Consider the following 13,814-nt stretch of genomic DNA (forward strand, 5'->3'; position numbering starts at 1 on the left):
GCCATGATGAAGCGTGATCAATCAGCTAATTTTGTGGGAACTCAGCAATGCAAGTCGTTGAATTTCAACGGAAAAAGCTTTCCACCGAACACTCGCTTGCCGAAAAAAAAGCGCTTCCGAAGAAGCGCTTTCTGGCTTAGCCAACCCACTTGCGGGCATTGCGGAACATCCGCATCCACGGGCCGTCCTCGCCCCAGGAATCCGGCGCCCACGAGTGCTGCACCGTGCGGAACACGCGCTCGGCGTGCGGCATCATCACGGTAAAGCGCCCGTCCGGGGTCGTCACCGAGCTGATCCCCTGCGGCGAACCGTTCGGGTTGAACGGATAGGTCTCGGTGGCCTGGCCGCGGTTGTCCACATAGCGCAGCGCCTTGATGGCGGCGTTGATGTCGCCGGTCTGCGAGAAGTCCGCATAGCCTTCGCCGTGGGCGATCGCGATCGGCGCCTGCGTGCCGGCCATCCCGGCGAAGAAGATCGACGGCGAATCGAGCACTTCGACCATGCCGAAGCGGGCTTCGAACTGCTCCGACTTGTTGCGGGTGAACTTGGGCCAGGCATGCGCGCCCGGGATGATCGACTTCAGGTTGCTCATCATCTGGCAGCCGTTGCACACGCCAAGGCCAAAGGTATCGGTGCGCGCGAAGAACTTCGCGAACTGGTCGGCCAGCTGGGTGTTGAACAGGATGGTCTTGGCCCAGCCCTCGCCCGCGCCCAGCACGTCGCCATACGAGAAGCCGCCCACCGCGATGATGCCGTGGAAGTCGTCCAGGCTGGCGCGGCCGGCGATCAGGTCGCTCATGTGCACGTCCACCGCGGTGAAGCCCGCCTGGTGCATGACCCACGCCGTCTCCACGTGCGAGTTCACGCCCTGCTCGCGCAGGATCGCCACGCGCGGGCGCACGCCGGTCGCCAGGAACGGCGCGGCCACGTTATCCAGCAGGTCGAACGTGACCTTGGGCGCCATGCCCGGATCTTCCTCGTCCAGCAGGCGGTCGTATTCCTGGTCGGCGCAGACAGGGTTGTCGCGCAGTTTGGCGATGCGCCAGCTGGTTTCGCTCCACAGGCGGTGCAGCGCGCTGCGCGGCTGGTTGTAGATCACCTTGGCATCGCGCATGAATTCGACCACGCCGCGATCGTTGTGCTTGCCGATGATGTGGCTGCACGCGCCCAGGCCGAATTCGCGCAGCACGTTCATCACTTCGCTGCGCTCGCCATGGCGTACCTGGATCACGGCGCCCAGCTCCTCGGCAAACAGCGCGCGCAGGGTCAGGTCGTTGCGGCGTTCGCCCACCTGGGTGGCCCAGTTCTTGGCGTCGCCCTGGTCGGCCGCGTGCTCGCTTTCCATGGTCAGGATGTCGAGGTTGACCGACACGCCGGTGCGGCCGGCAAAGGCCATCTCGCACAGGGTAGCGAACAGGCCGCCGTCCGAACGGTCGTGGTATGCCAGCAGCTTGCCCTCGTTGTTCAGGCGCTGGATGGCTGCAAAAAAGGCTTTCAGGTCGTCCGGCGAGTCCACATCCGGTACCGCGTCGCCGAGCTGCTGCGTTACCTGCGCGAGCGCCGACGCGCCCAGGCGGTTCTTGCCGCGGCCAAGATCCACCAGGATCAGCGCGCTGTCGCCAAGGTCGGCGCGCAGCTGCGGGGTAAGCGAACGGCGCACGTCGGGCACCGGCGCAAACGCGGACACGATCAGCGACACGGGCGATACCACTGCCTTCGCTTCGCCTTCGTCCTGCCAGGTGGTGCGCATCGACAGCGAGTCTTTGCCGACCGGGATCGACACGCCGAGCGCCGGGCACAGCTCCATGCCCACCGCCTTCACGGTGTCGAACAGCGCCGCGTCCTGGCCCGGCTGGCCGCAGGCGGCCATCCAGTTGGCCGACAGCTTGATGTCGGAGATGTCCGCAACGGGCGCGGCGGCGATGTTGGTGATCGCCTCGCCCACCGCCATGCGGCCCGAGGCAGCGGCGTCGATCACGGCCAGCGGGGTGCGCTCGCCCATCGACATCGCCTCGCCCACGTAGCCGTCAAAGCTCATCGCCGTGACCGCGCAGTCTGCGACCGGCACCTGCCACGGACCGACCATCTGGTCGCGCACGCTCATGCCGCCCACGGTGCGGTCACCGATGGTGATCAGGAAGCTCTTGTCGCCCACGGTCGGGAGCAGCAGCACGCGGCGCGCCGCTTCTTCCAGCTCGATGCCGGTCAGGTCCACCGGCGGGAATGCGCGCGCCACGTGCTCCACGGTGCGCAGCATCTTGGGTGGTTTGCCGAGCAGGACTTCCATCGGCATGTCCACCGGCGCGTTGTCGTGCAGCGGATCGATCAGGCGCAGCTGGCGCTCTTCGGTGGCCACGCCCACGGCGGCAAACGGGCAGCGCTCGCGCGCGCAGATGTCCGCGAACGCCTGCAGGTCGCCAGGGGCGATCGCGAGCACGTAGCGCTCCTGCGATTCGTTACTCCAGATTTCCTTGGGCGCCATCCCGCTTTCTTCGAGCGGAATCTTGCGCAGGTCGAAGGTGGCGCCGCGTTTGGAATCGTTCACCACTTCGGGGAAGGCATTGGACAGGCCGCCCGCGCCCACGTCGTGAATCGAGATGATCGGGTTCGTCGCGCCCAGCGCCCAGCAGGCGTTGATCACTTCCTGCGCGCGGCGCTCCATTTCCGGGTTGCCGCGCTGGACCGAGTCGAAGTCCAGGTCGGCGGTGTTGGTGCCGGTCGCCATCGACGAGGCGGCGCTGCCGCCCATGCCGATGCGCATGCCGGGGCCGCCCAGCTGGATCAGCAGGCTGCCCGGCGGGATATCGTTCTTGTGCGTGTGCCCGGCCGAGATGTTGCCGATACCGCCCGCGATCATGATCGGCTTGTGGTAGCCGAACACCGCGCCGGCCGCGCCCACGTTCTGCTCGTAGGTACGGAAGTAACCGCCCAGGACCGGGCGGCCGAATTCGTTCGAGAAGGCGGCGCCGCCGAGCGGGCCGTCGATCATGATCTGCAGCGGCGAGGCGATGCGCTCCGGCTTGCCGTACACGGCTTCAGTGCGCTCGCCGGTGCGGGCGGTCACGTCCGATGCGTTCTCCCACACGCGCTCCGCGCCGGGAATCAGCAGGTTGGACACGGTAAAGCCGGTCAGGCCCGCCTTTGGCTTGGCGCCGCGGCCGGTCGCGCCCTCGTCGCGGATCTCGCCACCGGCGCCGGTCGAGGCGCCTGGGAACGGGGAGATGGCGGTCGGGTGGTTGTGGGTCTCCACCTTCATCAAGGTGTGGGTCAGCTCGCTGGACGGCGCGTATTCGTGGCCGGCGCCGCGCGGGTAGAAGCGGGTGACGCTTGCCCCTTCCATGATCGACGAGTTGTCGCTGTACGCCACCACGGTGCCCTTCGGCTGCAGCTGGTGGGTGTTTTTGATCATCTGGAACAGCGACTTGTCCTGCTTGACGCCGTCGATGATCCAGTCGGCGTTGAAGATCTTGTGGCGGCAGTGCTCGCTGTTGGCCTGCGCGAACATCATCAGCTCGACGTCGGTCGGGTTGCGCCTGGCCCTGGTGAAGGCGTCTTCCAGGTAGTCGATCTCGTCGTCCGACATGGCCAGGCCCAGCTCCGCGTTGGCTGCAACCAGCGCCTGCTTGCCCTTGCCCAGCACGTCGATCGATTCGAGCGGACGGCTTTCGAGTTCGCTGAACAGTCCGGCCGCGTCGGAGGCGCTGCGCAGCACCGTCTCGGTCATGCGGTCGTGCAGCAGGGCCGCGACCGCGGCCGCATCGTGCTCTGCCAGTTTTTTCGCGCCGCCGATGCCGAGCACGCCGCTCTTGAGCGAGACCGTGTAGCCCACCCCGCGTTCGATGCGGTGGATGTGCGCCATGCCGCAGTTGTGCGCGATGTCGGTGGCCTTCGACGCCCAGGGCGAGATGGTGCCCAGCCGCGGGATCACGAAGAACTCTTCGGCCGCGCCTTCCTGCTGGGCGCTTGCCGGCTCGCCGTAGGTCAGCATCGCGGTCAGGCGCGCTGTGTCGTCGGCAGTGAGCGGGCTGCTTGCGTCGATGAAGTGGTAGAACCTTGCGCTCACCGCCGTGATCGCGGGGGCGACGGCTTGCAGTTGGCTGAGGAGGCGTTGGCTACGAAATGCGGACAGGGCGTTGGAACCCGGCAGAATCAACATGGCTTGGAAGTCGGTTGATGCAGCTGTGCTGCGGGTGTGGATGAAGCCCACTATTATACAACGCCCGCCCCTGCCCGACCCCTTGTGCCGCTCGAATAGTTGCCCGCAAACAAAGGAATGGGTATTGTAACGTCTGACAAGAAGCCGGACGCGCCCCGCGTTACCGGCCAAGGGGGCAACGAGAGAGATGCAAGGACACAGCAATTTGTCGGTGCTGGTGGTAGACCCGAACCCGGGTATGCGCAGCAGCCTGCAGAACATGCTCAACCAGGCTGGCATCAGCAAGGTCGAGTACGCGGTCAATTCCGGGACCGCGATCAAGCAGCTGATGAAGAAGTCGTACGACATCATCCTGTGCGAGTACGACCTCGGCGTGGCCGATGGCCAGGACGGCCAGCAGCTGCTGGAAGACCTGCGCCACCACAAGCTGATCGGCCTGCTCACGATCTTCATCATGCTTACCTCCGAGGCGGTGTACAGCAAGGTCGTCAGCGCGGCCGAACTGACCCCGACCGACTACATCCTCAAGCCCTTTACGGTGGAGACGCTGGTGCAGCGCATCGGCCGCGCGGTCGAGCGGCGCATGGCCTTCCTGCCCACCTTCCAGCTGATCGGCCAGGGCAACCTGCGCGAGGCGATCCGTTCCTGCATCAAGGCCGAGGCCGAGCACCCGCGCTACGCCACCGATTTCGCACGCCTGCGCGCCGAGATGCTGGTCAGCCTGAAGCAGTACGACGAGGCCGAGAAGGTGTACCGCGAGATCCTCGACACCCGCCCGCTCGGCTGGGCGCACCTGGGCCATGCACGCGCCGTGTTTGCGCTGGGCCGCGTGGACGAGGCGCGCGCCGCGCTGGAAGAACTCATCAAGGCCAACCCGCAGCTGATGAGCGCCTACGACCTGCTGGCGCGCTGCCACGAAGCCGAGGGCCAGCACGCCCGCGCCAAGGAGGTGCTGGAAAACGCGGTGGCCATTTCGCCCCACATGGTGCGGCGCCTGCGCAAGCTGGGCGAAGTGGCGCTGGATGCGGGCGACGTGGCCGCCGCCGAGAAGTCGTTCAAGCAGGTGGTGAGCAAGGCGCGCTATTCCGAGTTCCGCAATCCGGAGGACCACGTCAACCTGGTCAAGGCGCTGGTGAAGAAAGGCGACAGCCAACAGGCCGGCGGCGTGGTGCGCGACCTGGAGCGTTCGCTGCGCGGCAGCCCCGGGCTGGATGCGTGCAAGGCCTATGCGACCGCGATGCTGCACGAGGCGGCCGGCAACCCCACCGCCGCCGCCGCCGAACTGAAGGCCGCGTCCAACGCGCTGAAGGCGGCGAGCGGCCTGTCGTCCGGCATGAAGATGGCGTTGGTGCGCTCATGCCTGGACCACAAGCTCGATGCCGAAGCCTCCGATGTCATGCTATCGGTCGTCAACGACGTCAACAGCGAGGTCACGACCGACCAGGCGGTGGCCGTGTTCGAGCGCGCCGGACGGCACGACCTGGCGCGCGGGATCGGCGAGCAGCTCAGCGCGCAGGCGCAGGTGCTGCTGGGCGTGGCGGACGAGAAGCGCAACATGGGCGACGTGCGCGGCGCGGTGCAAAGCCTGCTGGAGGCTTACCACATCGCGCCGGACAACCTCAAGGTTATCCTCGCGCTCACCGGCGGCATCCTGCGCCAGATGAACGAACTGGGATGGGACCACCCGCTGGGCGAACTGTGTCACGAACAGATCGAGAAGATCCGCAAGCTCGATCCGCAGCACCCGCGGCTGCAGCCGATCACGGACGAATACAACGCGACACGGCGCAAGTACGGTATCGCCGTTTGAGCCCCTCGCGGCAAAGCCGTCGTCCCCGAGGAGGCGGCGACCCATGCTGAGTGTGATGGGTTGCTGCCTCTGCAATCCTGCGTGCTGTCCATGGGTCCCCGCCTCCGCGGGGACGATGGGTCAGCTTTCGCCGAAGCCTCCACCGCCCGGGGTCTCGATCACGAACACATCTCCCGGCGCCATGTCGGTCTTGCCGATGTGCCCCAGCCGCTCCACGCGCCCGTCCGCGCGCACGACAGTGTTCGTGCCACGCGCACCCGCGCTGCCGCCGGCCATGCCGAACGGCGCATGGATGCGGTTGTTCGACAGGATCGCCGCCGTCATCGGCTCCAGGAAGCGCACCTTGCGCACCCCGCCATTGCCGCCGTGCCAGCGCCCCGCCCCGCCCGAGCCCTGGCGGATCTCGTAGCTCTCCAGCCGCACCGGGAAGCGGAACTCCAGTATCTCCGGATCGGTGAGCCGCGAATTGGTCATGTTGGTCTGCACCACATCCGTCCCGTCGAAGCCCTCGCCTGCGCCCGAGCCGCCGCTGATGGTCTCGTAGTACTGGTAACGCGCATTCCCGAACGTGAAGTTGTTCATCGTGCCCTGCGACGCCGCCATCACCCCCAGCGCGCCATACAGCGCGTTGGTGATGCAGGTCGAGGTCTCCACGTTCCCCGACACCACCGAGGCGGGATAACGCGGGTTGAGCATCGAGCCCTGCGGAATGATCACCTTCAGCGGCTTGAGGCAGCCGGCGTTGAGCGGGATCTCGTCATCGACCAGCGTGCGGAACACATACAGCACCGCCGCCATGCACACCGCCGAGGGCGCGTTGAAATTGTTGGGCAACTGGCCCGAGGTGCCGGTGAAATCCACCTCGGCGCTGCGCGCCTGCCGGTCCACGCGGATCGCCACTTCGATCCGTGCCCCGTTGTCCAGGTCGTACACGAAGTGCCCGTCCTTCAGCGCCGTGATTACCCGGCGCACCGCTTCCTCGGCGTTGTCCTGCACGTGGCCCATGTAAGCCTGCACCACGTCCAGCCCGAAGTGCGCCACCATCTTGCGCAGCTCTTCCACGCCCTTCTGGTTCGCCGCCACCTGAGCGCGCAGGTCGGCCAGGTTCTGGTCCGGATTGCGGGCCGGGTAGCGCGCGCCCGCCAGCAACGCACGCGCCTCGGCTTCGCGCAGCACGCCGTCGGCGCCGTCGACCAGCTTGAAGTTGTTGATCAGGACGCCCTCTTCCTCGATGTGCACCGAGTCCGGCGGCATCGAGCCCGGCGTGGTGCCGCCGATGTCGGCGTGGTGCCCGCGCGAGCCGACGTAGAACAGGATCTCGCGTCCGCCCTCGTCGAATACGGGCGAGATCACGGTCACGTCGGGCAGGTGCGTGCCGCCGTTATACGGGTCGTTGAGCACATAGACGTCCCCCGGGCGCATCTTGCCGGCGTTGGCTGTCATGACGGTCTTGATGCTCTCGCCCATCGAGCCCAGGTGCACCGGCATGTGCGGCGCATTGGCCACCAGGTTGCCGCCGGCGTCGAAGATCGCGCAGCTGAAGTCCAGCCGTTCCTTGATGTTCACCGAGTAGGCGGTGTTCTGCAGCCGCAGGCCCATCTGTTCGGCGATCGACATGAACAGGTTGTTGAAGATCTCGAGCATCACCGGGTCGGCCGTGGTGCCGATGGCGCGCCGCTCCGGCAGCGCTTCCACACGCGTGAGCACCAGGTGGTCGTACGGCGTGACCTGGGCCTGCCAGCCCGCTTCGACCACCGTGGTCGCATTCTTTTCCGCGATGATGGCAGGCCCTTTAATCACGTCGCCCGGCCCAATCGCCGCGCGCCCGTAGATGCCGGTCTGGCGCCACTGGCCACCGCCGAACATGCGCACCGTCTCGCTGGGCGCGAGTTTGTCCGCGCGCTGCGCAGCCGGCTGCACGGTCTCGGGTGGCGCGTCAGAGCGCCCGAGTGCTTCGACCGAGATCGCCTCGACCACCAGCTCCCTGGACGGCATCAGGAACGAGAAGCGGCGCTTGTACGCAGCCTCGAACTGGGCCTGCATGTCCTGCCCGCTTGCAAACAACACGAGCAGCGCGGAATCCGTGCCTTCGTAGCGCAGGTGCACGCGCTGGACGAGTGCGATCCGTTCGGGCGCCACGCCCTGGGCCACCAGCTCGTTGCGCGCGGCTGCGCCCAGTTCGGCAAGCTGCTGTCCCAGCGTATCGACACCCACCTCGCGCAGCCGGCGTTCGATCGCCAGCTCGCGCATGGCGCCCTGGTCGGCCAGGCCCATGCCGTACGCGGACAGCACACCCGCCAGGCTGTGCACGAACACCGTTTTCATGCCCAGCGCGTCCGCGACCAGGCAGGCATGCTGCCCGCCGGCGCCGCCGAAGCTGGTGAGCGCGTATTCGGTCACGTCGTGGCCGCGCTGCACCGAAATCTGCTTGATCGCATTGGCCATGTTCCCGACCGCGATCTGGATGAAGCCTTCGGCTACCTGCTCGGGCGCGGGCGTCGCGCCGGTCGCTGCGCCAATGCGGCGCGCCATCGTCCCGAACTGCTCGCGCACCGTGTCCACGTCGAGCGGCTGGTCGGCGTTTGGCCCGAACAGGCGCGGGAAGTGCTGCGGCTGGATCTTGCCGAGCATGACGTTGCAGTCGGTGACCGTCAGCGGACCGCCGCGCCGATAGCTGGCCGGACCCGGGTTGGCGCCGGCGCTGTCGGGGCCAACGCGGTAGCGGCTGCCATCGAAATGCAGGATCGAGCCGCCGCCGGCGGCCACGGTGTGAATGCTCATCATCGGCGCGCGCATGCGCACCCCTGCCACCTGCGTCTCGAACAAGCGTTCGAACTCGCCGGAAAAGTGCGACACGTCGGTCGACGTGCCGCCCATGTCGAAGCCGATCACCCGGTCGAACCCCGCAAGCTGACTCGCGCGCACCATGCCGACGATGCCGCCGGCCGGGCCGGAGAGAATGCTGTCCTTGCCCTGGAACGCGCGCGCATCGGTCAGCGCGCCGCTGGACTGCATGAACTGCAGGTTCACACCCGGCAGCTCGGACGCCACCTGGTCCACGTAGCGGCGCAGAATCGGCGACAGGTAGGCATCGACCACCGTCGTGTCGCCGCGCGCGACGAGCTTCATCAAGGGGCTCACTTCGTGCGACACCGAGACCTGCGTGAAGCCGATGTCGCGCGCGATGCGCGCAGCCGCTGCCTCGTGCCCGGTGTAGCGGTAGCCATGCATGAAGACGATGGCGAGCGAGCGCAAACCGCTGTCGTATGCCTGCTGCAGCGCGATGCGCGTGGCCGCCTCGTCGATCGGCGTGACCACGTCGCCGTGCGCGCCGATGCGTTCGTCGATTTCGATGACGTGCTGGTAGAGCAGCTCCGGCAGCACAATGTGGCGGTCGAACAGGCGCGGCCGGTTCTGGTAGGCGATGCGCAGCGCGTCGCGAAAGCCGCGCGTGATCGCCAGCGCGGTCGGCTCGCCCTTGCGTTCCAGGAGCGCGTTGGTGGCCACGGTGGTGCCCATCTTGACCGCCTCCACCTGCCCGGCCGGGATCGCCGCACCCGGCCCCAGGCCCAACAGGTGGCGGATGCCAGCTACCGCGGCGTCGCGGTATTGCTCGGGGTTCTCGGAGAGCAGCTTGTGCGTCACCAACTGGCCGTCCGGCCGCCGCGCCACGATGTCGGTAAAAGTGCCGCCGCGATCGATCCAGAACTGCCAGTCCATGTTTTTCTCCGAGCCAAGTCAACCAAGCGCATATTCTAGTCGCGCGGGCTCCGGATTTTAGCGAAAATGCACCTCAACGGCGAATAACCTCTTCTTTGCACTCACATGGACAACCTGCTCTACAGTGTCGAATCGATCCGCGCGATCGAACATGCCGCCGCCGCGGCGCTTGGCGAAGGCGTGCTGATGCAGCGTGCCGGCCAGGCAGCGGCACGCTTTGCGCTGGACCTGCTTGGCGAGCACCGCAAGCTCCCGGTCTTGCTGGTGGCAGGCCCGGGCAACAATGGCGGCGACGCGCTGGAGACGGCGGCCAACCTGCGCGAGGCCGGCGTCGAGGCGCTGGTGCTGTATTTGCCTGGCGAAGCTGCGCCCTCGGCGGAAACGGCGCGGGCGCTGGCGCGGGCACAGGCCAGCGGCGTGCGCTTCATCGACGCGCTGCCGGACCACGCGCAGCTCGGCCTGGTCGTGGACGGGCTGTTCGGCATTGGCCTTGCGCGCCAGCTGCAGGGGCGCCATGCGGAGCTGGCGCTGCGTCTGGACACCTTCGGCTGCCCGGTGCTCGCGCTCGACGTGCCCAGCGGCCTGGATGCGGACACCGGCGCCGTGGTCGGCGTGAACGACGACCGCGTGGCGGTATCGGCAACCCATACCATCACCTTCATCGGCGACAAGCCGGGGCTGCACACCTGCGATGGCCGCGACCATGCGGGCATCGTGCGCGTGGACGACCTTGGCATCGAACGGCACCATTTCGTCGCGCCCGATGCCCGGCTCAATGCAGTGGACATGTTCGCGTCCGACCTGGCGCTGGCGCGGCGTCCGCAGAACACGCACAAGGGCAGCTTTGGCGACGTGGTGATCGTCGGCGGCGCGCATGGCATGGCGGGCGCGCCCGTGCTGGCGGCACGCGCAGCGCTGCTGGCGGGCGCTGGCCGCGTGTTCGTGGCCGCGCTCGATCCGGGGCTGGCCTACGACAGCGTGCACCCCGAGCTCATGTTCCGCGACGCCGTGAGCTTCGACTTCAGCGGCCGCACCGTGGTGGCAGGTCCGGGCATGGGCGACGCCCCGGCGGCAAGGCGCCTGCTGTTCAAGGTGATCGACAGCGACAGCCCGCTGGTGCTCGACGCCGATGCCCTGAACCAGCTGGCCGGCGACGCCGACCTGCAGGGCAAGCTGGCCCAGCGCAAGGCCCCGACCGTGCTCACGCCACACCCGCTCGAGGCTGCGCGCCTGCTCGGCGTGACCTCGGCCGTGGTGCAGGCCGACCGCGTCGAGGCCGCGCGCGAGCTGGCGGGGCGCTTCGATGCCACCATCGTGCTCAAGGGTTCGGGAACGGTGATTGCCGAGAACGAGGCCAACGGTGTGGCGATCAACACCACCGGCAATCCGGGCCTGGCGACAGCGGGTACCGGCGACGTGCTCAGTGGCGTGTGCGGGGCGCTGCTGACGCAGGGGTGGAGCGCCGGCACCGCGGCGCTGGGCGCCGTGTGGATGCATGGCGCCGCGGCGGACGCGCTGGTGGAGCAAGGCATCGGGCCGATCGGCCTGACGGCGGGCGAACTGCCGGGCGCGATCCGCTCGATACTGAACCGGCTGGTGCGCGAGGCGACGGTTCGCTAAACCAGCCTGCCCGCGGCGATGGTGAGGGTGCGCCCACAGCGGGCCGCGATGGAGGCGTCGTGCGTGACCAGCACCAGCGTCGAACCGCGCTCGCGGTTCAGCTCGAACATCAGCTGGATCACGGCTTCGCCGGTGGCGGCATCCAGGCTGCCGGTCGGCTCGTCCGCGAACAGCAGCGGCGGCTCGGTGACGAAGGCGCGCGCCAGCGCCACCCGCTGCTGCTCACCCCCGGACAGGTACTTGGGGTAGTGCTTCAGCCGGCTCGACAGGCCCACGCGCTCGAGCATGGCGGCGGCCTTGTCGCGTGCCCCGTCGTCGCCGCGCAGTTCGAGCGGCAGCATCACGTTTTCCAGCGCGGTCAGGTGCCCGAGCAGCTGGAAAGACTGGAACACGAAACCCAGCTTGGCCTTGCGGAACGCAGCGCGGCCGTCCTCGTCGAGCGCGAAGATGTCGGTGCCGTCGAGGATGACCTTGCCGGTGGTTGGGGTGTCCAGGCCCGCGAGCAGGCCCAGCAGCGTGGACTTGCCCGAGCCCGAGGCCCCGACCAAGGCGAGCGTCTCGGCCGGTTGCACGGTAAAATCGATGTTGTGCAGGATGGTGAGTTCGCCGCTGGCGTCGGCCACCCGCTTGGACAGGTCGGTCACCTCGATGGCCGGCGGCCGCCCGCCCTGCGCGGACATATCAGTTTTTGAAGCCTCGGGAATATCACGCATGCTTGCCAGTCTCAAGAAATTTGCCGTCGGCGCTCTCCTGCTGGTGTCGGCCGCGAGCGCCTATTCTGCACCAAAAACCGTGCTGGTGGTGGGCGACAGCCTGTCGGCCGAATATGGCCTTGCGCGCGGCTCCGGATGGGTCGCGCTGATGGAGCAAAAGCTCAAGGCCGAAAAGATCGACGCAAAGGTCGTCAACGCGAGCATCAGCGGCGAGACCACCAGCGGCGGGCGCACGCGCTTGCCGGCCCTCTTGTCGCAGTACCATCCGCAGGTGGTGGTGATCGAGCTTGGCGCCAACGACGGCCTGCGCGGCCTGCCGGTGGCGGCGGCCGAGGACAACCTGCGCAGCATGGTCGTCATGGCCAAGCGCGACCACGCCAAGGTGCTGCTGGTGGGAATGCGCATGCCCCCCAACTACGGCCGCGCGTACACCGAGCGCTTTTCCGGCATGTACAAACAGGTCTCGTCCGACACCAAATCGGCGCTGGTGCCGTTCATGCTAGAAGGCGTGGCCGACAAGCCGGCGCTGTTCCAACAGGACCAGCTGCACCCGCTCGCGACCGCGCACCCGACCATCCTCAATAACATCTGGCCCAAGTTTGCCGCCCTCATCAAATCAGAATGAAATATCCAGCCGTACTGAGCTTCGAAGACGTCCTGCCCCAGCTGGAACAGTTCGACACCATCATCGACGCGCGCAGCAAATCGGAGTTCGCGCTTGACCACATCCCCGGGGCCATCAACTGCCCGGTTCTCAACGACGAGGAGCGCATCCTGGTCGGCACGACCTACAAGCAGGTGAACGCCTTCGAAGCGAAGAAGATCGGCGCGCCGCTGGTCGCCCGCAATATCGCGCACCATATCGAGACGCTGTGGCGCGACAAGCCACGCGACTGGAAGCCGCTGGTGTACTGCTGGCGCGGCGGGAACCGCAGCGGGTCGATGGCGCACATCCTGGCCAAGATCGGCTGGCCGGTGATCCAGCTCGATGGCGGCTACAAGGCTTACCGCGCATTCGTTGCTGCCTCGCTCGACAATCCGCCGCAGGTGCAGTTTCGCGTCGTGTGCGGCACCACCGGCAGCGGCAAGAGCCGGCTGCTGGAAACCCTCGACGACATCGGCGCGCAGGTGCTGGACCTGGAACGGCTGGCGGCGCACCGCGGCTCGGTGCTGGGCAACCTGCCGGACGAGCCGCAGCCGTCGCAGAAGCGCTTTGAAAGCCTCATCTGGGACAAGCTGCGCGGCTTCGACCTGGACAAGCCCGTGTTCGTGGAATCGGAGAGCAAAAAGGTGGGCAACCTGCGCGTGCCGGACGCGGTGATGCAGATGATGCGCGCTTCGCCGTGCGTATCCTTGATGTTGTCGCGGCCGAACCGGGTGCGCTTGCTGATCGAGGACTACGACCACTTCATGAAGGATCCGGCGCTGCTTAATGCGCAGCTTGACCACCTGGTGCAGCTGCACGGCCGCGCCAGGATCGACGCCTGGCACGAGCTGGCCAATACCGGCCGCATGGCCGAGCTGGTGGATGAACTACTGGTCGATCACTACGATCCGGCGTACCTGCGCTCGATCGATCGGAATTTTGTGCAGTTCCCGGATGCGCGCGTCGTGGAGCTGTCGGACATCGCGCCCGCTGACTTCCTCAAGGCGGCGCAGCAGTTGCACCATGCCTCCTGAGCACCGTCATTCCGGCGCAAGCCGGAATCCATGCTGAGGTTGCGGACGCCACGCACTCAGCATGGGTCCCGGCTTGCGCCGGGACGACGGAATTTCCCTCACCGTTGGCGCCAAC

At 67.2% G+C, this 13,814-nt stretch carries 7 protein-coding genes; 4 read left to right on the plus strand and 3 right to left on the minus strand.

Annotated elements, in window-relative coordinates:
- Positions 1–136 precede the first annotated feature (136 nt).
- The gene (gene purL, locus NX773_RS08160; RefSeq protein WP_258855803.1) at positions 137–4,156 is read right to left on the minus strand and encodes a phosphoribosylformylglycinamidine synthase; all 4,020 of its coding nucleotides are present in this window, start codon (positions 4,154–4,156) and stop codon (positions 137–139) included.
- A gap of 187 nt (positions 4,157–4,343) precedes the next feature.
- Between purL and NX773_RS08165 the strand changes: the two genes are divergently transcribed.
- Entirely contained in the window at positions 4,344–5,966 is a 1,623-nt protein-coding gene (locus NX773_RS08165) for a tetratricopeptide repeat protein (RefSeq protein WP_258855804.1), read from the plus strand.
- A gap of 120 nt (positions 5,967–6,086) precedes the next feature.
- Here the strand turns inward: NX773_RS08165 and NX773_RS08170 are convergent, their stop codons facing one another.
- Complete coding sequence (locus tag NX773_RS08170) at positions 6,087–9,686, minus strand: hydantoinase B/oxoprolinase family protein (protein ID WP_258855805.1); 3,600 nt, start codon at positions 9,684–9,686, stop codon at positions 6,087–6,089.
- Between the two features lie 105 nt (positions 9,687–9,791).
- Between NX773_RS08170 and NX773_RS08175 the strand changes: the two genes are divergently transcribed.
- On the plus strand, positions 9,792–11,306 hold the full coding sequence (locus tag NX773_RS08175; RefSeq protein WP_258855806.1) for an NAD(P)H-hydrate dehydratase: 1,515 nt from the start codon (positions 9,792–9,794) through the stop codon (positions 11,304–11,306).
- Here NX773_RS08175 and NX773_RS08180 read toward each other — a convergent pair.
- Complete coding sequence (locus tag NX773_RS08180) at positions 11,303–11,986, minus strand: ABC transporter ATP-binding protein (protein ID WP_258855807.1); 684 nt, start codon at positions 11,984–11,986, stop codon at positions 11,303–11,305. The two genes, NX773_RS08175 and NX773_RS08180, sit on opposite strands and share 4 nt — an antisense overlap.
- Positions 11,987–12,017: 31 nt before the next feature.
- Here NX773_RS08180 and NX773_RS08185 point away from each other — a divergent pair, with 31 nt between their 5' ends.
- Together NX773_RS08185 and mnmH are read left to right on the plus strand one after the other, a co-directional pair.
- Positions 12,018–12,644, plus strand: coding sequence for an arylesterase (locus tag NX773_RS08185; protein ID WP_258855808.1), 627 nt, complete (start codon positions 12,018–12,020; stop codon positions 12,642–12,644).
- Entirely contained in the window at positions 12,641–13,699 is a 1,059-nt protein-coding gene (gene mnmH, locus NX773_RS08190; protein WP_258855809.1) for a tRNA 2-selenouridine(34) synthase MnmH, read from the plus strand. Before NX773_RS08185 ends, mnmH begins: the two co-directional genes overlap by 4 nt.
- The last annotated feature ends 115 nt before the right edge of the window (positions 13,700–13,814 follow it).

This window comes from Massilia solisilvae (assembly GCF_024753215.1).
Taxonomy (GTDB): domain Bacteria; phylum Pseudomonadota; class Gammaproteobacteria; order Burkholderiales; family Burkholderiaceae_D; genus Telluria; species Telluria solisilvae.

Coding starts and splice junctions, on each gene's coding strand:
- NX773_RS08185 (WP_258855808.1), top strand. CDS start 12,018: ATGCTTGCCAGTCTCAAGAAATTTGCCGTCGGCGCTCTCCTGCTGGTG.
- mnmH (WP_258855809.1), top strand. CDS start 12,641: ATGAAATATCCAGCCGTACTGAGCTTCGAAGACGTCCTGCCCCAGCTG.
- purL (WP_258855803.1), bottom strand. CDS start 4,156: ATGTTGATTCTGCCGGGTTCCAACGCCCTGTCCGCATTTCGTAGCCAA.
- NX773_RS08180 (WP_258855807.1), bottom strand. CDS start 11,986: ATGTCCGCGCAGGGCGGGCGGCCGCCGGCCATCGAGGTGACCGACCTG.
- NX773_RS08165 (WP_258855804.1), top strand. CDS start 4,344: ATGCAAGGACACAGCAATTTGTCGGTGCTGGTGGTAGACCCGAACCCG.
- NX773_RS08175 (WP_258855806.1), top strand. CDS start 9,792: ATGGACAACCTGCTCTACAGTGTCGAATCGATCCGCGCGATCGAACAT.
- NX773_RS08170 (WP_258855805.1), bottom strand. CDS start 9,686: ATGGACTGGCAGTTCTGGATCGATCGCGGCGGCACTTTTACCGACATC.